18 protein-coding genes are annotated in these 20,554 nt (G+C 64.3%); 4 read left to right on the forward strand and 14 right to left on the reverse strand.

The annotated features are described in order from the left end of the window. Positions 1 to 1,112 precede the first annotated feature (1,112 nt). Positions 1,113 to 1,379: a DUF1488 family protein gene (locus tag ACQG3P_RS01135; protein WP_426803949.1), complete on the forward strand. Its 267-nt coding sequence runs from the start codon at positions 1,113 to 1,115 to the stop codon at positions 1,377 to 1,379. Positions 1,380 to 1,625: 246 nt separating this feature from the next. Here the strand turns inward: ACQG3P_RS01135 and ACQG3P_RS01140 are convergent, their stop codons facing one another. The 5 genes from ACQG3P_RS01140 to ACQG3P_RS01160 form a co-directional block, all read right to left on the reverse strand. Then, positions 1,626 to 2,624 (reverse strand): hypothetical protein, encoded by a 999-nt coding sequence (locus ACQG3P_RS01140; RefSeq protein WP_426803950.1) that lies wholly within the window; start codon positions 2,622 to 2,624, stop codon positions 1,626 to 1,628. Positions 2,625 to 3,025: 401 nt separating this feature from the next. Then, on the reverse strand, positions 3,026 to 3,814 hold the full coding sequence (locus ACQG3P_RS01145; protein WP_426803951.1) for a hypothetical protein: 789 nt from the start codon (positions 3,812 to 3,814) through the stop codon (positions 3,026 to 3,028). Then, positions 3,815 to 4,426, reverse strand: a complete 612-nt coding sequence (locus ACQG3P_RS01150; protein ID WP_426803952.1) for a restriction endonuclease — start codon at positions 4,424 to 4,426, stop codon at positions 3,815 to 3,817. Between the two features lie 370 nt (positions 4,427 to 4,796). Further along, positions 4,797 to 5,192, reverse strand: coding sequence for a hypothetical protein (locus ACQG3P_RS01155; RefSeq protein ID WP_426803953.1), 396 nt, complete (start codon positions 5,190 to 5,192; stop codon positions 4,797 to 4,799). Positions 5,193 to 5,261: 69 nt separating this feature from the next. After that, positions 5,262 to 5,564, reverse strand: coding sequence for a hypothetical protein (locus ACQG3P_RS01160; protein ID WP_426803954.1), 303 nt, complete (start codon positions 5,562 to 5,564; stop codon positions 5,262 to 5,264). Positions 5,565 to 5,936: 372 nt separating this feature from the next. On the opposite strand from ACQG3P_RS01160, the gene ACQG3P_RS01165 reads away from it, so the two are divergent. After that, on the forward strand, positions 5,937 to 6,329 hold the full coding sequence (locus ACQG3P_RS01165; protein WP_426803955.1) for a hypothetical protein: 393 nt from the start codon (positions 5,937 to 5,939) through the stop codon (positions 6,327 to 6,329). 265 nt (positions 6,330 to 6,594) lie between these two features. On the opposite strand, the gene ACQG3P_RS01170 is transcribed toward ACQG3P_RS01165, so the two are convergent. From ACQG3P_RS01170 to ACQG3P_RS01200, 7 genes are all read right to left on the reverse strand, one after another. Next, complete coding sequence (locus ACQG3P_RS01170; RefSeq protein WP_426803956.1) at positions 6,595 to 6,981, reverse strand: DUF1622 domain-containing protein; 387 nt, start codon at positions 6,979 to 6,981, stop codon at positions 6,595 to 6,597. A gap of 193 nt (positions 6,982 to 7,174) precedes the next feature. Further along, positions 7,175 to 9,517 carry a winged helix-turn-helix domain-containing protein gene (locus ACQG3P_RS01175; protein ID WP_426803957.1) on the reverse strand — a complete coding sequence of 781 codons (2,343 nt, stop codon included), beginning with the start codon at positions 9,515 to 9,517 and terminating at the stop codon, positions 7,175 to 7,177. A gap of 65 nt (positions 9,518 to 9,582) precedes the next feature. Next, complete coding sequence (locus tag ACQG3P_RS01180) at positions 9,583 to 9,870, reverse strand: hypothetical protein (protein WP_426803958.1); 288 nt, start codon at positions 9,868 to 9,870, stop codon at positions 9,583 to 9,585. Between the two features lie 111 nt (positions 9,871 to 9,981). Beyond that, entirely contained in the window at positions 9,982 to 11,754 is a 1,773-nt protein-coding gene (locus ACQG3P_RS01185) for a S8 family peptidase (RefSeq protein ID WP_426803959.1), read from the reverse strand. A 37-nt stretch (positions 11,755 to 11,791) separates the two neighbouring features. Continuing rightward, positions 11,792 to 14,905: a YadA-like family protein gene (locus tag ACQG3P_RS01190; RefSeq protein ID WP_426803960.1), complete on the reverse strand. Its 3,114-nt coding sequence runs from the start codon at positions 14,903 to 14,905 to the stop codon at positions 11,792 to 11,794. Positions 14,906 to 15,116: 211 nt separating this feature from the next. Continuing rightward, the gene (locus tag ACQG3P_RS01195; protein ID WP_426803961.1) at positions 15,117 to 15,905 is read right to left on the reverse strand and encodes a CHAD domain-containing protein; all 789 of its coding nucleotides are present in this window, start codon (positions 15,903 to 15,905) and stop codon (positions 15,117 to 15,119) included. A 71-nt stretch (positions 15,906 to 15,976) separates the two neighbouring features. Further along, the gene (locus ACQG3P_RS01200; RefSeq protein WP_426803962.1) at positions 15,977 to 16,405 is read right to left on the reverse strand and encodes a hypothetical protein; all 429 of its coding nucleotides are present in this window, start codon (positions 16,403 to 16,405) and stop codon (positions 15,977 to 15,979) included. A gap of 247 nt (positions 16,406 to 16,652) precedes the next feature. Here ACQG3P_RS01200 and ACQG3P_RS01205 point away from each other — a divergent pair, with 247 nt between their 5' ends. After that, on the forward strand, positions 16,653 to 17,027 hold the full coding sequence (locus ACQG3P_RS01205; protein WP_320458676.1) for a hypothetical protein: 375 nt from the start codon (positions 16,653 to 16,655) through the stop codon (positions 17,025 to 17,027). A gap of 5 nt (positions 17,028 to 17,032) precedes the next feature. On the opposite strand, the gene ACQG3P_RS01210 is transcribed toward ACQG3P_RS01205, so the two are convergent. Then, on the reverse strand, positions 17,033 to 18,424 hold the full coding sequence (locus tag ACQG3P_RS01210; protein WP_426803963.1) for an amidohydrolase family protein: 1,392 nt from the start codon (positions 18,422 to 18,424) through the stop codon (positions 17,033 to 17,035). 146 nt (positions 18,425 to 18,570) lie between these two features. Here ACQG3P_RS01210 and ACQG3P_RS01215 point away from each other — a divergent pair, with 146 nt between their 5' ends. Continuing rightward, on the forward strand, positions 18,571 to 19,167 hold the full coding sequence (locus ACQG3P_RS01215) for a DUF308 domain-containing protein (protein ID WP_426803964.1): 597 nt from the start codon (positions 18,571 to 18,573) through the stop codon (positions 19,165 to 19,167). On the opposite strand, the gene ACQG3P_RS01220 is transcribed toward ACQG3P_RS01215, so the two are convergent. After that, a complete protein-coding gene (locus ACQG3P_RS01220) occupies positions 19,164 to 20,546 on the reverse strand; it encodes a MipA/OmpV family protein (protein WP_426803965.1) in 1,383 nt (460 codons plus the stop codon). The genes ACQG3P_RS01215 and ACQG3P_RS01220 overlap by 4 nt on opposite strands. Between the last annotated feature and the right edge of the window lie 8 nt (positions 20,547 to 20,554).

A 20,554-nucleotide genomic window follows, 5' to 3' on the forward strand; every position in this document is an offset into this window, starting at 1 on the left:
CCACAGCGAATTCGACTTGCGGAGCAAGAATCGGTAGGTGGCAACAGAAGTGTCATTGCCCGTGCAGAGCAGGTGCCTCTCGCCCGGGGCGCGACCATGACTTTTTTGGACGCTTCACCGCGCACCAATGCACGGCGAAGGAGCAGCAGCGACAGCGTCTGCGCGGGCCATGGCTGCGCTGGCGCCGCAGCGACCTTCTGCAATGACGAACCCACGGCACGCATCTGAACCCAGCCGAAAGTTGCAGCCGGGGTCGGGGTGTGATTTGGGATGTTTATCAAGGGTAGGCCGGATGACCTCTTCTGGCCGGAGGCAGACATCATCACTGCGTCGGCGCTCGGCCCGGTGCTATTCTCTGCTTTCGACCCCAAGCGGACGTCTCCGAGGGCCTTAAGAGAGCGCGGCGTCCCTGCCGGACAACACCCTCAATCTTTCAAATTCCTTGGATCGCGAACATGTGCGTAAACACGCGCTGCGTTTAGGAATTATCCGGCTGACGGACACCATGGCCACGTCCCCAGAATCCGAAATACGACCCACATTGGGGTCTATCAGTAGTTAGGCACCTTGGTCACATTTCTGCTCGCCCACTAAGCACCAAACGGAGAATTGCTGGACTCCGCCGAGTCTAGCCTCGCGCAGCTCTCCACTCGATGGCTTGAGGTTTGCTCGAACCTAATAGAGGCCAGTGGCGGGCCCATCTTAGCGCGGGTGCTGGGCAGCCCTCTCGAACGCTTCAGCATCGAGTGTGCTCCTGGCATGTGCTCGTTTGCCGTCTCTGGCATAACCCTCTTCCACGCAGTGCTTCTAACGAGCGGTCAGGTCAACTCTCCGGCTCTTCTAGACCACTTCGGCGCACTTCTTGCCCAAGCGGGCGGTCGGCTAGCGCAGCCATACCATCCGGCCGCGCTATTGCTGAACACGTTGTCTTCGGGGTATCCCAACAGGACCGTGAGGCAATGTTCCAATTGGCGTACAATTTTTCAGGCGCCTACTTCAGCTGGGCTGGCGCCTAACAATTCGTTCAATCTGACGCCGCTTCGCGGCGCGGTTTAGCTCAGGTGTTAGGCCCTAATCAAACATCACCGTTTCCGATGCAACAGGAAGAGACAATGGCAGTCACGTTTAGCGGCAAATGGGCAACCAACCCCGTCACGTTTGGAGTCAACTTCGAGGCGCGCAATGACAAGAACCGCATCATTTGCATGGTCTCTACCGAGGCGCTCCAAGACATCCAGCCGGCGAATGCTTCAGACACGGCGGAGGAGCAGTTCCTCGCCAATCAGCTCTCGTTGCAGAGCATCGCGGAAGACCTGATCAATGCAGGGGAAGACAAGGACGGCGTCTTGCAAATCCATAGCCGTCACGTCTTGGCCTAACAATTCGTCCAAGCCGACGCCGCTCCGCGGCGCTGCTCAACTCAGGTGTTAGGCGCTGGAGCGCGTCGCGGTGAATCCATTTGAAGCGAACGTCATCCGCGTATCTGAACCCCTTTCTCCTCACACTAGATCGGTGCGGAAATCGCTACTGATTGGCAGCGTTGTCGCCATCTTCATTGGGTCGTGTGAGTGCTAACTGTGCCTTTGCGTTACTCCAATTTTCGGGCCTGAGCCAACTGGTAAGCGCTATTCATCTCGGCGTTTCATCACCAAGTATTGAACGATTCCGTACTGCTCCCAAAGCATCTTGCCGATTTCCCTTATTGCGCCAAGCGGTCGCTGATCCTGTTGGGACGAATCCCCCAGCGCTCGGACGACGGACTCAGGTAGAGCTTCCTTCATTTCATTAAGCACTGACTCAGTCGATTGCGTTTCGAACCCCGCGATCTGTCGAGCTTGTGACGCAAGAAAGTCCGCGAGACTCCGTGAAGCACTCTCTAACACGATTGGAGAATGAAATGCTACGTCGTTCGCGTGGGCCGAGTAGGAATAATGATGCTCATGCGTGGTCACCTTATCATGCGGGGTGATGCAGATGTGCGCTTGAAGAAATGGCATGTTCATCATGACATGTGATGCCAACTTTTCAAGTACTATTCTTTCGTCTCTAAATCGCCAGAACGGACCGTCATAGAGCGAACTAAAATGTGAGCCATCCCGCAGTAGCGCCATATATTCTTCCTTGCTATGGACGGTCGGCGCAACGTACATGGCGTGACTGTTATTGCCTGGGGCATTCATGGCGTAGAGCAAGTTGTGTTGTAACTCGTCGGGAACCTTGGCATGCTTCGCTGGTTTTCTCAGACCGAAGCAAAACGAATGCGGAAATTCGGCGAGGTCGTTGTCTTTTCGGAATGCACGGATCGCATTCAGCCCCTCATTCTCTTTCCCCTTCGCGATCGGCACAATCTCGGTGCTCTTAAGCGCAACCGGGGCCTTAGCCTGTAGATAATAGCGCGCTTGTAGCCCTTGATACTCGTAATCTGCACCGGTCCTGGCTTCTATCGACGACTCAAGCTCAAGATTTCTCTCCAGACAGATTTCCAGAATCCCGAAATAGTGCTCGAGTTTCATGCCGATCTGCTGCTCGTTGAGCTCAAACGGAATTTTGAACTTATCGCTACGAACTGCCCTTTTTTTGGCTGATGTGTTGGGTTTCAATTTCTTCTCCTTGGTATTATTCATCTTAGTTTTCGGGCTTGGCGAGGGGGCATAACGTACAATATTGCGGAATTCTCAACTGCGTTGATTGGGAAACAGGGATGTGTATCCGGCCGCTAAAACGCAGCGCACAGTCTGATGACTCACCGCCGCGTAACCGATTAGCTCACAATCGTGAATACTCAGGCCGGGAAGAACAATCATTCAGTCATAGTGTTGGGTGGCTAAATTCAGCTTGGAGTTGTCACCTATCAGGGGACGGCTGAATGACTGCTTCTGGCCGGAAGCGGACATCGGCGGGGCAGGGGATTAGGAAGATTTATCGTGGGTAGGTGAGGGCGGCTTCCGACTCAAAGCGGCCAAGAGCGGACGTTCAACACCTGAGTTAAGCCGCGCCGCGAAGCGGCGTCTGCTTGGGCGAATAGCTAGACGGGCATACGCATCAGGTGCCTAAAGTGTTCAATTGGAGTCGCAACTGCGACTCCCGTCTTTTGGGAGGCACCCCAAACTATGCCAGTTAGCCTTGCATCTTCAGGAGCCCACTTCTTTCCTTGATCCGTGACTTCGCGATAACGCGTATTCCAAAGAGCTGATCCGCTCATTCCTTGGGGAAGTGGCAATTCCCGTGTGCCAGGGGTCAATGGAATTGCGTCCACTGGACTTAGTGACATGCAGATATGCATTTCCGGATCAGCTCTAGGCTCTTCTTCAAGGGTCTTTTGAACGAATTCGATCTCATGCATGAACACGCCCGTTCCTTGAATGTAATGCTCTTCAAAAAGCGCCTTAGCTTCGCTCCCCGGGAATCCATAGAAGTAAAGGTACTCGCCCTCTACTGGGCTGTGCACTGCGGCGATCATACTTTGGGGAATGCAGACGCCTTGATGGGAAATGATGCCCCATGAGCTATTCAGTGAAGCGATGGCAAAGTCCAGAGGTAACGGGTGAAGTTCAAACTCTTTTCCCACAGAAATGCCATTTGCCGAGCCGTAACAGCTATAGCCGAGCACCCCCTCGTTCTGAAAATTTGCTACGTGCTCGCATGTGCAAATAAAAGGATGGCCATCGATATCAATGAGCCACCCCGTGCCGTGGTGATCGCCAGGTGGAAGCCGGTCGTCTCCCACAGGAATTGAGGTGATAGCAGTAGTGAACCGCTCAACAAGATCTCCCATCTGATCAACGAGAAACTGTGGAAGTGCGTTCTTTGTCATTCAGCGTCCTCGGTGATCAGCAATGTTCGAAGCCCTTCTAATACCTTGAGTTAAGCCGCGTGTGAATGTGCCCACGCAGACGATTTTGACCCCATCGGCACGGTGGTGGGCAAGAAGCCCTGCCATTTCCCGTACAACACTCACACCTACCTGTCGCCGCCGCCATTGCTTGCACTGGACCAGGACGCGCTGGCTATCTTTGCGGAGCACAAGGTCAATTCCGCCATCTGCACCGCCCAAGCCCGCTTCCTCGACGACGTACCCTTGGCGCCGGAATGCCTCACCCACCAGCTGCTCGAACTGGCGCCAACCGGTAGCAGCCAAGCTCTCCAGCGTGGTACGCGTGTCCAGGAGGATGCGGCGACGTCGTGCGCCGAGGTAAGAGAGGAGGGCGGCCGTCCAGCACATTGCCAGCAACAACCAGGCCAAGGGCGACAGCCAGTGCAAGAAGCTGCTGGCGAGGCGATGAGCCAGCCCGCCGTCCTGCCGCGTGAACCACCAAGGGATGGCGTAGCGAATGCCACTGAAGAGGAGGATGCCAACGAAGATGCCGACTGCCCACGGCACCTCGACCAGGGCGTCCATGCCAGATGAAGCCCTTCTACGCCCCATGTAAGTGCCTACCTTCCTTGGTTGACAAGATCTTGAGCCGTCGTACCCCGACAAGAATACTGCCGCATCAACTTGAAGACTGATTGGACACCCGTTTGGGCTCACCAGCCAGTTCTGATGGCGCCGCTACTGTGAAGATATTCACGCTACCGAAGAGCCGTTGTCAATATGAGCCTGCCGCCAGCGCTAGCCTCAGCGTCTAGGGCCGTAATGATCTGCAGTGCAGCGATAAGGGATCGTTATCAAGGGAAGGGTGCGTGTCCGCTTCTGTCCGAGGGCGGACAGATCGGCTGAGATCAGCTGGAAGCGGCGTGTAGATCAAAGCGGACTGAGATATCGCGACCAGTAGCGTAAGGTGATGAGACGGCAGTTACCGCAACGACAGCTGGATCAACACCAACACGCCGATGCACACCAGTGTGGAGAGCACTGACGCCAGCAGCGCCCGCCCCGCGTTGCCGTAAAGGTGTCGGTGCACGGCATCCCGGTTCTTGGCCACGAGCGGACGCACCGCCAACCACATGCCTGCAGGTAACCAGATCCAAGGCGAGCTGAAGACATGATGGAACAAAGGTTCGGCAACGCTGCGATGATTCAGCGACCACGCAATGACCTGGAGCGGCAGACCCAGATACAAGGCCAGCGAGCTGATCTGCACCACATGGAACCGGTAGCCTACGCGGGGCCGAGCCCGCCAATCCAGGTGGGTAACCATCACCTCCAGGCGGTGCATCAGCACGGCCATTGCGGCCGTCACGGCGATCAAGAGCCAACCCAGGGCCGCAAAGAGCAGCGGGCTGAATTCAAGCGCGAACTTCAGTTGATCGAAGGCGATCTAGCCAACTTCAGCCACGGCCCTGGCTTCATTGATATCTACGAACAGGGACTGTAACTGGCTGGAGGCGGCAACCCATGGCCCAGTTGCGACCGTGACCAGCGCCAGGCCAGCCAAAAAACGCTTGGACAGCGGCACTGCGGAGGTGACCGGGAAAGCGCGGGGGTTGCCCCACAGCGGGAAAAACGCCAGGTGCAGGTAGGGCCGGGCGTCCGTCCATCGACGCGCCTGGCGCTGCCGTTTGTGGGTGATCGCCTTCAATGTGCGCAGCTTGCGTGCCGCCGCGTCTTCGACGGAGGACACGAATATGGATGCTCGGTAGGCACCACGACATGCCCACCACAGGGCCTTAGGCGTGCGCTGCAACGCGATGCGCAATTGGCGCGGGCAGGGACGGTCAAAGCTCTTCACTAGATCAACTGTAGAAGCGCAGTTTGCGCACGGCCGGCACCACCCGTGGACTGCTTGGTTCTGGGAATTGCCCTAAAGATTGGAAATGGGTCGACTCGCAGGCTCACGCCCATTGTTCGTTAATCCGAACTGTCTCGGTCGCCCGCTCAAGTATTTTGAGATACTTTATGGAAGCGCGGCTGCGGGCTCGGGGATGTAAGTCACGCTGCAGCAGCACACCACGCAGTCCATGCGCGAACGCTGAACCAGAACGGGTCTGCCCAAATGAGCATTGGTTACTTCTATGCGGTGTATGCCGGCAACATGGTTATCTGCGGCCTGCTCGGCAGCTATACGCGGCTGCGGATTGCGGCACTCAGCATCTCGACAGAATCCATTGACAGCCCGGATCGCTTTACCCGATGGACGACGCGCTACATGTTCTTCCAGTGCTGGCTGCTTCTGATAACGGCGCTTTCGCTGCTGTACGCAACGCCGTTGGTGAAGGCGCTCGCCGCTGTGTCAGTCCCAAAGCCTTTAGGGTTTGGGGTCTACCTGCTCACCTGCTTTCCGCTGGCAGTGCTCTGCTACCGGTGGGACCTGCGCGCCGTCCGTCGTGCGGACGCTCGCAAGCTTGCGGGGCGCGAGGCGTTCAGAAAGCGCTGGCTTGATCGCTGACATCGCGCCTCACGCCCGACGCCAACTTGCGTGGGATTTTGTCCCTGAACGCCCCAAAATTCCCAATTAAATCAAGTAGGGGCAGGGTCCTAAGCAAAAGGACAAGGATCAAGAAAACTGAGAGTTCGGCGACGCGTGGGCGCACACTACGCCATACACTGTATTTCGCATAATGTATATTATGTAAGATGCGCACTGTGCTCATAAGGAACGCACATTGGAGCCAAAGGCTCCCAGCAATCCCCATGCTCGCCCCACGCCATGGCTACTTCTCCTCTCCCGCAGGCGTGCGATCCAAGGGGCGCTTCCATGGCCAAAACCCCTCGACTTCCAGGACCACCGACCAGCTGAGGAAGGTGCGGATGATGACAAGCAGGCCCAGGGAAAGAATCGCGCGCATGGTGCTGTCCAGCGCAACCGTACGGATGATGTCCGCCGCCACCAGTATTTCCAGACCCAGCAACAGCGCCCGTCCGAGCCTGCGACGGAACCGTTCGTAGCTCTCCACGCGGTCCTTGTGGTGCACGGCCAAGGCGACCACGTAAACCGCTGTCGACACCACGATGGTCACGACGATCAGCGCGATCGCCAGCAACTCGATCGCCAGAGCCGACCATTCAACCCAATGGATCGCAGCCTCTTCGCTCAGCATGACAACGCTCCGGAAAGTCAGTGTTTCCACGGCGACTGGACGCCCTCAGCGAGCGCCGAATCGGCAAGCGTTTGCAATCCAGCCGCAACTTGCGAGTGTCTAGCCTGAGGAGGTTCGGACAGGGCAACCAGCGTTTAAATACCTAGCCCGACCCAGTAAAATTACGTGGATTGGCGGCTGCTTGCGTCTGACGCTACAAAAGCGGAACAACGCCAGGAGCACGTTCACCCGCAAGCGTCTTCGCTTCCTGCCGGGCCTGCCGTGCGGAACCGGCGTCACCGCGCTTGCCATACAGCGCAGCCGCCAGCCAGGCGACGCGGTAGTCGACAGCGGCGTAGGCATCCAATTCGCCGAGTACCGCAGTGGCCTGGTCCATCTGGCCGGCATCCATCAGGACGCGGGCCCGCAACAGGTTGGCCCTGACCCGGTCATTGGGGCTGCCATCGCGATTTGCGATGGCCAGCGCAGCCTGCGCATCACGCAATGCCGCCGCGCGGTCGCCGAAACGATGCTGCACGAACGCTCGGGCAAAGGCGTCGGCCGGGTCCGGTCGTGCGGCAGCACCGCCCGCACCTTCCGGCCGTAACCAGCGACCTGCGTCTGTCGAGGTAGCCGCTGCCTGCACGGCAATGGTGGCAACGCTTGCATCCTGGCCCTCCGGTCGCGCGCCTGCATCGCCTGCCCAGCGCCCTGCCCCCGCCACGTCGCCACGGGCCACCGCCAAGGCCATGCGCAGGCGCGTTACCGACGGGTCCTGCGTTGTGGTGGCCGCCAGCGCATCGATGGCGGCCTCGGCGTCGCCGAGTTTGCCCGTGGCCAGCGCAACGGTGGCGCGCGCGTTCTGGATCACGGCAATCAACTGCGGGTCTTCCAGCGCGCCGCGCAGCGCGTCGGTCCGCGCGAGGGTCGCCCGCGCCTGTGCGGGCTGCACCAGCTCCAGCTGCGCCATTGCTTTTGCTGCCAGGGTGGCCGCAAGGTAATCATTGACCTGGAACCGCTCGAACACGTCGATGGCACTGTCGAACTCCTGCAGCGCCTGCGGCCAATGGTTGCGCATGCCCTCCATGCGCCCCAGGTTGGCGCCGACCATCGCCGCGGAAACCACGTCGCCGGTGCGTCGCATGGCGATCCGTGCCTGGCCCAGATCGGCCACGGCGGCTTCCAGGTTGCCCTGCTGCACCTGGGACACGCCGCGACCGTTGTAGGCGTTGCCGAGCAGACTGGTATCGCGGTTGCTGTCGTCGTCGGCGAGCACAGCCAGCGCTTGGCTGTAATGCGCCTGGGCCCGGTCCGGGTGACCCATGCGCAGCGCGACTCCGCCGAGCCCCATCAGCCCCTTGGCGCGCACGCCCGCCGGGGCGGCCGGCTGCTGCGCCAGGGCGCGCTCGAACAGACGCGCCGCGTCGGCCATGCGGCCTGCACGATATTCCAGCTGGCCTTCGCGCACCTGCATCGCGGCGCTGTCCCGCAGCGATGCCGGCGTGGCCTGGATCTGCGCGCGCGCCGCGTCCAGCTGGCCGGCATCAAGCTCGGCATCGATGCGACGCAGGCGCTCCTGCAGTGCGGTGGGCGCGGCGCGGTCGGGGGACGCACGCTGGATGCGGTGCAGCCAGGCATCGGTGGCCACGGCCATGGCCTGCAGGGGCGTATCCCCCACCGCCTCGACCGATACGTCGCTGTCGCTGTCGAGCACGCGCAGCTGCACCCGCCACTGCGTGCCACTGCGCTGCGCGCTCGGCACGATCAACCAGCGTGCGTCGCTGCGCGCGAGCAGTTGTTTCAAGGCGTCGGTGTCCAGCGCCCCGCTCTCTGCCAGCCCTGCACCCAGATGCAGGGTCTGCTCGGTCGGGGTCACCTGCAGCGCCGCACCGCGCAGGCGGTCGGCGGCATATTCCATGGCCCCCAACCGGACCCAGCTTGCATCGGCCTCATCTTCGGCCACCCGCACCGGCAGCACCGTTGCGCGCATCTGCGCTGCAGCCGTGGAAGCGGTGGATGATGGCGCCGGACGCATGATCCGCGCTGCTACGAAGCCCAGCAACACGACAACGGCTGCCACGGCCAGCACGATCAGCCAGCGTGAGATGCGGCGGCGCCGGGAGACGGAGCCCGCTTCAGGCTCAAGGGCAACCGCCACGGGCGCGGGCGCATCGGCGCTTTCGACGTCGGCGATCGCCTCGGGCGCAGATGTCGATGTCACGGCCGGCGCGGCCGGATCAAGTTCTTCCACCTCGGCTACCCAGCGGTAGCCGAATCCGGGCACGGTGCGGATCATCGTCTGGCGGTCACCGGCGTCGTCCAGCGCCTTGCGCGCGCGGCGCATGGTCTGGGTGATCACGGTATCGCTCACGTCGGCACGTCCCCATACCGCCGACACCAGCTCATCACGGCCGACCGCGCGTTCGCGGTTGGCCACCAGATAGACCAGGCACTCCAGCGATTTGAGTGGCAACGGCAGCCGATGCCCGGCGCGGCTCAGTTCGCGTACGGCAGGGTCCAGCACGAACTCGCCAAATCGGTACCGGATAAGGCGCATCTACCTGGCCTGCCTCGTCTACGTAAGGGGGATCCCCATCCTACGACAGCAGACGCCGCCGATGCTCAGTCGATCCGCACATGGAACGCGTAGATGCGGCGGTTTCGGGTGGCCAGTTCCTGGCCGCATTCGAACAGCAGCTCGCCCTGCCCCGCTGCAAGGCCGTGAAAGCGCCAGGTGTGGGGGCCGGCCACGCGGGCCGGCTCCCATTCGAGGTCGAGAACCGCTGCCGGCGTCGTCCTCAGCCAGCATCGGTAGCCGCTGGCTGAATGCGCTGGAAGGCGTACCTCCAGCGGTTGGCCGGGTGCCACTGTCACCACCCGGCCATCATCGGCCTGGTCCAGCGCGATCACCGGCAACGCCAACGTTGTCGGTGCCACGCTACCCCCAGCCGGTGGCTGCACGCCTCCACTGCATCCCAGCAGCGCGCCAACCAGCAGCGCGGGAAACGCACGCCGCTTCAATCAGTTCACCTTGACCAGCAGCCGCGCGCCGCTGGTTGCCTGGGTCGCACTCACCGCCAGGTAATAGCGGCCCTGCGCCGGGTTGAGCACGGTGATCGCCTGGTTCACTCCCTGGCGTGCGGACGCGCCCGCATTCTGGTTGGGCAGCGGGTCCATTTCATACCCGGCCAGCAGCTGCAGCTCGCCGCGACCACCGTAGGTGGTGATCTCCAGCCGTGCCTTGCCGGGGGCGACGTCGATCACGTACAGATCCCGCTGGCCGGCGTCCATGGCCGGCAGCAGCATCGCGGTGCCGGGGCTGGTCGGGATGCCGTCGATCGGCTGACCGAAGCTGCGCGCCCGCGCGACCGCCGCGGCCGCATCCAGCAGGCCGGCGCCGTTGGGCTGGGTCTGCTTGACCGGGAACGCGCGCGAGGTCGCCTTCAGCAGCCCCTCCACCTGCGAGGGCGTCAACGGCTGTGCGGCCACGCTCTGCATCAATGCCACCACGCCCACCACATGCGGCGTGGCCATCGACGTGCCGGTGTAACCGGCGTAGATGTCGCTGCCCGGTACCGTGGTGCCGTTGTTGAGGGTGGACCAGATGTAGCCGTTCGGGCTTCCCTCAGTGCCGGCGCCACCGGGCGCGGCCAGGTCGACGCCGGCACCATAGTTGGAATAGCTGGCGCGCTGGCCGGAATAGCCGGTGGCACCGACGGTGATCACGTTGGCGCAGCTGGCCGGCGCGTGGTCGGTGACCGGCGCGTTGTCGTTGCCCGCAGCCACCACCACGACGGTGCCAAGGCTCACTGCCGCGTTGATCGCCGCCTGCGTATCGGCGTCGCACGCGTGCGCACCGCCCAGGCTCATGTTGATCACTTCGGCCGGCGTGGTGTTGTCCGGCACGCCGTCGATGTGGCCACCCGCGGCCCAGACGATGGCGTCGTTGATGTCGGAGGTATAGCCGCCGCAGCGACCCAGCACGCGTACCGGCAGGACCTTGGCGTTGTAGGCGATGCCCGCCCCGCCCACGTTGTTGTTGGTGACTTCGGCGATCGTGCCGGCCACGTGGGTGCCGTGCCAGCTGCTGTTGCTGGCCGGCGAGCCGTCGCCGCATTCGTTGATCGCGCTGTAATCGCCGATATCCCAGCCGCCCGGCACGCGGCTGTCGTCGGCGCGGTGCGAGACGAACGCATCGGAAATGAAGTCGTAACCCGGCAGCAGGTTCGCTTCCAGGTCGGCATGGTGGGTGGCGCCGGTGTCGATCACCGCCACCACTACCCCCGCACCGGTGGCACCGGATTCCCATGCGGTGGTGACCCGTGCGCCGCCGGCGCCGGTGCCGTAATGCCACATCTGGTGGCTGCTCAGCACCGGGTCGTTGGGCACGGCTGCTGCGTGCATCAGGCGGTCCACCCGCACTGATGCCACGTTGGGGTCGGCGGCAATGGCGCGCATCAGGGTTTCGGCCTGGCTGCGGTCGAGCCGCTGCGAGGCACGCACCACATGCTGGCCACTGAAGGTGGCGCGCAGGCTCTTCACCTGCAGTGCGGCGCTGCCCTGCTGGGTCGCAAGGCGGGCGCCCAGCTGCGGGCGGGCACGGCTGGCAGCGGCGTCCAGCGAACGCTGGCGGGCCGCAGGCTGGGTGCGCTCGGCAGTGCCGGGCTTGTAGGTCACGATGAAACGAGGCGACAGCGTTGCATCTTCAATGGAGGCCAGGTCGACGGTGCCGGCGAATGCGGGCGCGCAGGCAGCGGCCACCAGCAGGCTGAGAACGGAGCGACGGAAATGCATGAGTGGATTCCTGGTATGCGGAGTCTGGAAAGGGGAATTACAGATCGACGCCGAAGCCGAGGCCGGCCGAACGGTCGTCACTGCTGAAGGCGCCGCCGATGCTCATCGAAACGCGTTCGCTCAGGGCCTTGGAGTAGCCCACCGACAGCGCGCTCTCGCCGTTCTGCCAGCCCACGCCGGCGGCCACGCGTCCACGCGGGCTGCGCGAATTGGCGGCGTTGATGGCCATGTTCATCATCGCGCTGCCCATCGCGCCCTGGCGGTCCAGGCGCTTGTCCTGTGCGTTCAGGCGCGCATTGACGTCATTGCGGAGCAGGTCGAAGCTGTCGTTGAGGCCCTGCAGTCGCGAATCGGCATAGGCATTGGCACGGGTGAGGGTCTGGGTGGCCGTGGTGTCGGTGTAGCTGTTGGCCGAGGCCAGCGTGGCCGCATCGGCGTCCTGCATCTGGGCGACGTTGGCCGCATCGGTGCCTGCGGTGCCGGCAGCCACCTGGGTGATGCGGCGCTGCTGGCTGGCATTGCCGACCGACACGGTGTTCTCCTGATCGGCCACGGCGCCCTGCCCCAATGCGACCGCACCGCTGGCGCTGGCATGGCTGTCGGCGCCCACGGCAACGGCGTTGTCGGCGCTGGCGTCGACCATGGCATTGCTGCCGACCGCCACACTGTTGGCCGCAGCGACGCGGGCACCACTGCCCACCGCGGTGTCGTTCGGGTCCGCGGCGCTGGAGCCGGCGCCTACGGCCAGGCCATCGCCCGTGCCCATCGGCACCTCCGACGCCGTCGGCGCCGGCACTGCGGAAGCCGCGGTTTCCAGAACGGTCACGCGACCCTGCAACCCGCTGAACGCGGCGTCGATGGCGTTGAACGTGGCGCCGGCGCTGGTGTACGCCCCGCCCTGGAAGCCGAAGCTTGGCGCGCTGATGCCGCTGGCATTCACCGCCGCGCCGCCGCCGAGTGCGGTGGCCACGGTATCGAGTTGCGAGCCGATCGTGCCGCCCACATCGGCCACCACGGCATCGAGCTGACGCTTGTTCACGGCGTCGGTCGCGTCCACGGCATTGTCGACGTTTACCACGCGGCGTTCGGCACCGACACTGCCGACCGACACCACGTTGTCCTGCTCGGCGGACGCATTCATGCCGATGGCCACGCTGTTGAGGCCGTACACGGTGGCGCCGCTGCCGATGGCCACGCTGCCGGCGGTTTCCACCACCGCGTAGCTGCCGATCGCCACGGCATCGTCGCCGCCGGCGTAGCTGTTGTAGCCGGTGGCCACGGCGTACTGGCCCGTGGCGAATGCATTGGTGCCGGCCGCCACCGCCGATTCGCCCGCAGCGTAGGCATAGGTACCCAGCGCGGTAGCGGAATCGCCGCTGGCCTGGCTGCCCTCGCCCACCGCCGCGCTGGACACGCCCGATGCCTGCGCGTTGGAGCCAAGCGCCGTGCTGCCCAGGCCGACCGCCTGCGCCGCGGTGCCCATGGCCAGTGCGGAGGTGTCCGACGCCAGCGCGCCGGTGCCGAAGGCGATGGCGTTGCTGGACTCGCCGCTCGAACCCGGTGCGGTCTTGGCATCCTGGCCGAACGCAATGTTGCCGGTGCCGGTGTAACCGTCGGCATACGCGTTTTCGCCAATGGCGATATTGCGATGCCAGGTGGCGGTGGCCTGGTCGCCGAGCGCGATGCTGGCCACGCCGTAGGCCATGGTCTGGGTGCCGATGGCAATGGCGTCGGCATCGGCGGCCGCCGCTTCACGGCCCACCGCAACGCTGGACCGCCCGGCGGCCTGGGCGAAGAAGCCACCGGCGAACGAACCGGACACCACCTTGGCATCGGTGCTGTCGTAGTTGCGGATCACGCTGGTCGGGCCGGGGTTCTCGGTGTCGCGGTCGCCGGTGCTGGCCGCCGGGCCCAGCGCGGTGGCGTAGTTGCCGAAGGCATAGGTGCCGCTGCCGAACGCGGCAGTGCCCAAGCTGGTGGCGAACGCCTTGCCGTAGGCATTGGAGATGTTGCCCGGACCACGCGGCGCACTGCCGAAGGCCTGCCCCCAGTCCAGCCAACCCCCTACCGCCACCGAACCGGTGCCCAGGGCGTAGGACATGTAACCCAACGCACTGGAATACGGGCTGTAGGCGATGGAGGTGTAGCCGATGGCGGTGCCATTGGTGCGGACCGACTGGGCGCCGGCACCGATGACGGTGGAGTTCTGGTCGGGCAGCCAGTTCGGGCTGAAGGGGGTATAGAGCGTGTCGCCCCCGGTGGCCGCACCGGCGCCGATCACCACGTTGTTGTTGCCCTTGGAGGTGGCGCCATTGCCGATGGCGATGGAGTTGACCGCCGACTCGACCGCGGTGAGCTGCGCGAAGCTCCCGCCCCAGTCGCTGACGAAACTGGTCTGGTTGCCCTTGTCGCCGGTGACCGTAGCACCGTTGCCGAGGGCGATGGAGCCGTTGCCGTTGACGGTGGCATTGTTACCCATGGCGATCGAGTTCTGTGCCGGCGTTTCGTTGCGGGTCTCGATCTTGGTGATGACGCCGCTGGCGTCCTGGCTGACCGTCACGCTGCCGTTGATGGCGCGCACCCGGCTGCCGGTACCCAGCGCGATGTTGTTGCTGCCGTTGGCCAGGGCGCCACTGCCCATTGCCACGGAGTTGACGCTGCTCCCGGTCGGGGTGGTGGCGACCGTCGTACTGGACTGCTGCTGCGGGCTGCCCTGGGTGTAGAGCGAGGTGGTCGTGGTCGCCGCGCCGGCATGCACCGCGCCGGCCTGGTTGCCGATCGCCACGCTGCCATCGCTGACGGTGAGCGCGCGTACCCCTATGGCAGTGCTGTTGGCGCCAAGCGCCTGGGCGGCAGCGCCCACGGCGGTAGCGTTCACGCCCTTGCCCCAGGTGACTTCGTTGGCGTCGACCAGGCCATCGCCGTCCAGATCGACCCAACTGCCCAGCGCGGTGCTGCCCGTGCCGCTGGCGTTGGCGCCGGTGCCACAGGCCAGTGCCTGGTCGCCGGTTGCCGTGCTGTCGAGAGGCAGGGGAACGCCGCTGCCATCCACCAGCTGGCAGTTCACACCGGCGTAGGCCGGCAGGGTGAGGACGGACAGAAGCGCAGCGGTCAGCGCTTTGCGATGCAGGGTGCGTGAGGTCGGAAGCATGGGCGGGCTCAGGGTGAGAAGCCACTAGAACGCCCCATCCGCCGCCGCCGTGCATGACGCCGTCGTGACATTGACGCCAAAATTGATGTCATTGAGGTGACATGGGTGACATTGTGGTGAAATCTGCAGCTACCGGCGGTCGATTTACGCCTTTCAGGCGTTCAGCAGGTGGCTCGCGTGATGCGTCACGCAAATGCGCGGGAACCGCAGATCAGGGGCTGACCTCGTCGCGTTGCCGCTCGATCAGCAGCAGCACGTCGGCCTTGCCCTCTTCCGCAGGCATCCGCCGGACCAGGTTCCGCAGCATCTGCAGGTCCTGAAGCCAGCCCAGCTCGTCACTGGTCCTGTGCAGTGCCTTCGCCTTCCCGTTCCCGGCAACGTGGCCCTCGGCATCTCTGCCCAACGCACCCAGCGCCTGCCCGGCGTCGAGTTGCATGCGCAGTCGTCGCACACGTCGTCGCCAACGGTGGATGGCTTCGGCATCACCGTCCGAAGCCGCGCGGGAGGCGGCCCGCTTCACCCGTCGCTCGCTGCGTGCGAGCGCGGCCCGAACGTGCCGCCGTCGCAGGCGCTCCCATGGCTGGGCCTCAAGCCGCTGCAGAACGCGCACGATCGTCCTGCGCCTGCGCGCAAATTGGGGGTCGACGGCCGCGGCGCGCTGCAGAATGCCCGCGCGCCTCTCCTCAAGCGTGCCCACTACCGCTGCCCACGCGGGACCGGGGTGCAAGGCCTGAAGCCGTTTGGCCGCCTCGACCACCACATGCGCATCCCGAAGCGCTGAAAGGCTTTTGCCGAGCCGTCTGAGCGAGCGATCCTCCCGCTCGAGCTCGAATTCATCCTCATCCAGCAGCGCCAGCACCGCCCGCATGCGCCGGATGGCTTTGCGTGCCGCATGGATGCCTTCGTTCTGGTCGCCGGGGGCAGCCAACGCTGCCAGGACACGGGCGCCGTCCTGCGCCAGGAGCTCCCGCGCTACCGCACCAGGTGCATCTGCCAGCATGGGTGACTCCGCGCCATGACGTCGCCAGAGTGTATCGAATCCGCTCAGCCCGGCCAGGCGTGTCGGGCTGCTCAGGATCCCGCCTGGGCATCCAGGACACGTTCGACAAACGCCACCGCATTGCGCAGCACCTCGTCGAAGTCGGCCGCTTCGGCCACATCGGGCTGGATCCAGCGCTGGTCCCTCAACGCGACCACGAACACGAACGCAGGCTTGCCCTGCGGCTGCCACGCGGTCACATGGTAGTCCTGTCCACGATACGACGCATCCAGCGTGGCATTCGCGACAGTGGCCTGCCCGGCCTGTCGCGACGCGTCGCCCCATACATCGCCTGCCTGGGTTCCCTGCTCCGGATCGCGCACCTCGGCCCCGAAGCGCACCAGCCGGGCGGCTGGCAGGCGGCTGTACCTGCCGGAGGACACATCGGAGATGCCGCACAGCTCGGGCGGGCGCGGGCCACGCAGCTGCACCATGCCAGCGGAGGAGCGGTTGGAAGTCATTCTGGACATCGGGCCTGCCCCACTAGCGATCACCTGACCAAAGTCTGGCGGTGGGCCCGTTCCGGCGCATCAGTAAAGCCGCGGGGACATCGTGCGTACTCTTACTTAACAGCAACGATGACGCGTGCGCGAACATCCATTGCCGCCAGGCACGCTCAGTAAATCTACTGGCCCGTTCGTCCACGCGCTTTTCATGCGCCCGGTACAACCCTGTGCGGAGTCCGGTTCACGTCGCGAGGAATGCCCCATGCTGCCCGCCCTGCTCCGACGTATCGCCGTTCAGCTGTTCGACAATGGCGTGCTGCGGCTGATCTTCGAGAACACGCGCAACATGGCGGTGTCCTCGCTGATCACTGCGGCCGGGCTGGAGGTCGTTCGCGCGGGGCCGGGCGACCTCGACCTGGTCAACCCCACCGTGGCCGGCTACGTGGTGGTCACCATCGGGGTCAGCCTGCTGCTGCTGAACCTGGGCGACGGCCTGTGGCGGCTGAGCCGCATGAAGTCGCACCTGCTCCTGCAGATCCTGCTGTGCGGCGCCTACGCCTTCATTTTCTGGCGCGTGGTGTACCTGGTGCTGTACTTCAAGGCGGGCGGTGGGATGAGCATGAACACCGGTGGCTGATCCGCTCAGCGCTCGTCCTTGAATATCTTGCCGTCCTTCATGATCACGTTGAAGTTGGCATCCGGATTGGTGATCACGTTGATGTCGGCCAGCGGATCGCCGTCGACCAGCAACAGGTCCGCCAGCGCCCCCTCTTCCACCACGCCCACGCGCCCGGCATAAGGGCTGCGTTTGCCCGAGAGCGCCAGCAGCTCGGCGTTGGTGCCGGTGGCCATCACCAGCGCCTCGGCAGGCGTGTACCAGCGTGTCAGGCTGGCCAGGATGCGGTTCTGCTGGGAGGCCAACGCACTGGAAAACAGCACGTCGGTGCCGAAGGCGGTCTTGAGCTTGTACTTGATGGCGAAGCGGTAGGTCTGGTCGGTGCCGGCGAACACCTCCTGCGCCTTCTCCCACTGCTCTGAGCCCTTCGGGAAGGCGTTGGCCAGCTCCGGCGGGAACGGCTGCGTGCTGAGCCAGGTACCGGTATCGCGAATGCGGCGGGCGGTGGCGTCGTCCATCAGGCTGCCGTGCTCGATGCACTTCACCCCGGCACGGATGGCGCGCTGGATCGCTTCCGGGGTGTAGGCGTGCACCGTGACGTAGGTGCCCCAGTCGGTGGCTGCTTCCACCGCCGCGCGGACTTCCGGTTCGGTGAAGGTCACCACGTCCAGCGGGCTGTGCGGCGAAGAGACGCCGCCGCCGGCGGTGAGCTTGATCTGGCTGGCGCCCCGCATCAGCTGCTCACGCACCCGCACCCGCAGCTCGTCCGGCGTATCGGCAATGGCGCTGTCACCCAGTACGTCATGCCGTGAGCCGGGCTGGCCCACGGTGCGTGGCAGGTCGGAGGCCTCGCGGAAATCGCCATGGCCGCTGGTCACGGTGATCATCGCGCCGGAAGGCCAGATACGCGGCCCGTCGGCATGGCCGGCGTCGATGGCGGCCTTCAGGCCCCACACCGCCCCGCCAACGTCACGCACGGTCGTGAAGCCGCGCAGCAGCGTCTTGCGGGACTCTGCCCCGGCCACGATGTTGATGTAACCCGTATCGGCCGTCATCAACGTCTGGATCGGGATGCCGGCGAACATGCTGTGCCAGTGCATGTCGATCAGCCCGGGCATGAGGGTGCGGCCGCGCCCGTCGATGCGGCGCGCGCCGGGCGCGTCGATCGCACCGGCCGAGATGCGCGCGATGGTGTTGCCCTGCACCAGCACGTTGCTGGGTGCGGAAAGGCGGCCGTGGGTGCCGTCGAAGATGCGCACGTTGGTGAACAGCGTGGCGGCAGGTGCCGCGCCGGTCGCCGGCGGCGCGGAAGCATCGCCCTCCGGTGCCTGCTGCAATGCCGAATGCGCGCCTGCCGACGCGGCCAGGCCGATCGAAACCAAGGCACCCAGAATCCGGACAGTCAGTCGTTGCGACATGGCACTGCGCCCCCGTGGCGGTTGTTGCGCTGGTATAGGAGCGGACACGTTAGGGCCATGTGTTTGCGGAAAATACTGGTCCGGGTTTCACTGCTGCATAACCGTGCCGGGCGGGTAATTGGACGATCTCCCAGGAGTGGCCTGTCATGACCGTGTTTTCCCGACTTGGCAAGGACCCCGGCTCCATCGGCGTGGCAATGAAGTCCAGCTGGCAGCGCCTGTTGATCGTGGGCGTGCTGTTGCTGGTGCTGGGCACGTTCGGCATTTACGCCTCCTCCTTCATGGTCCGCACCATGACGGTGCTGGTGGCCGGCCTATTGGTAATCGCCGGTGCATTGCAGCTGACCGAAGCGTTCCTGCTGCATGGCCTGCCCAGTTTTGCCATGACCATCCTGCTGGGGGCGGCGCAGATCATCGGCGGCATCGCCATCTACACGCACCCCGAGTGGGCCGCGTACGCCGTGGCGACCACGGTGGCCGCGGTACTGGTGGTGCAGGCCATTGCGCAGATCAGCCTGGCATTCCGGTTTGCACCGGGCGGCAAGCGCTGGATCTCCCTGGTGTCGGGGCTGGTAGCGCTGGTGGCCGCGGTGGTGTGCGTGAGCGGCGTGGCCTGGGCCGGGCGCGCCTCCGCGTCCTGGGGCGTGGGGTTGGCGCTGCTGGCCATGGGCGTGGCGTACATCGCCATCGCCCTCCTGTTCCGGCAGGACCGGGATCCTGCAGCCTCCCCTGCGCGGCGCTAGAACGCGCCTTCCAGGTAGGTGTAGATGTAGTTGGAGCCGCCATCGACCGTGCCCAGCATCTGCGCCGAACCAAAGATGCCGGAACGGTGCGAGACCCCGAAGCCGAAATACAGCTCGTGCCAGCGCTCGCTGCCGAAGATGTCGCCCAGGCTCACATCGATGCTGGGATCCAGATAGTTGAGGACCTTGGACGTGTTGCGCTCGCGCCGCGCCTGCGACTGCACTTCCGCATACGGCACGCGTTCGGCGTAGGACACGCCGAAGCCGAAGCCAAGCCGGGTCTTGACCCGGTGCGACCACGGGAACCCGTAATAGAAGCCCTTCATGTAGGCATCGATCTGCCACGAATCCGGCTGGTGCCCCTTCTCGTCGTGGCGCAGCACGCCCACGTAGCCGACCAGGTCAAGCGGCCAGCCGTTGAGGCCTGACACGAACGGGCGGCCCACGTGTATGCCCCAGATGTCGGTGGGATCGTCATCGTTGAGGCTGACGCAGCTGAAGGTCATGATCTTGACCAGGTGGCAGCCGTCGTCCGAATCACGCCCGTAGAACACCTTCACGTAGGTGGGGGTGCCCTCCTTGTCCCAGCGCACCTGGCCATTGCCGAAATCGTAGGCGGCGCCGACCATCGCGCCCCACTGCATGTCGCTGTCCACCAGCGGGCTGTTGCGGATGGTGCTGGAATAGCGCTTGGCGAACACGCCGCCGACCAGGCTCCAGTTCTGCAGGATGCGGTAGCGGCCGTACAGACCGGCGGTGATGTCCAACCCGCTGCCGGCCGAATACTCGGTGCGCTCCGGAGTCACTTCATAGGGCTCCACGCCGAAGTAATAGTCGTTGAGCTTGGCACTGCGCCAGCCCAGAGTAAGCACCGGCTGCAGCGCCCAGCGGTCGCCGCGCAGCGTATACCCGTACCCGGCGCGCACTTCGGTGCCGTTTGAATTATTGGAGATGTCCTGGCGGACCGTAAAATCCAGCGCGTGGTTGTCGTGCTTGAAGTAATAACGCGCGCCGATGTCGGCCTCGCTGTTGCGGGTTTCCATACCCTCGAGGATGTCGGGCGTTTCGTCTTCCGGGTAGCCTTCCAGCCGCCGTTCGACGAACAGTTCCAGGCCCTGGTCCTCGCGCGGGGTGAAGCGCACGCCGGCCGCGTTGGAGCGCAGGAAGAAGCGCTCGCCCTCGTACAGGTACAGCGGCATGATATCGACCCGATCGTCGGCGCCCTTGTACGGTGACGATTCGATCCTGCCGAGGAAGCCCAGCCCGGCGCTGCCGGGCTCTTCCAGGATGGTGCCGAGCATGGCGTCCTGCGCGGCCACCGGGACGGCGGCGGCCAGTGCGCTGACCAGCAGCACTCTTGGTAGTCTGCGCGTAGCCATGACGTCTC

Source organism: Stenotrophomonas sp. SrG (assembly GCF_050031795.1).
GTDB lineage: Bacteria > Pseudomonadota > Gammaproteobacteria > Xanthomonadales > Xanthomonadaceae > Stenotrophomonas > Stenotrophomonas rhizophila_A.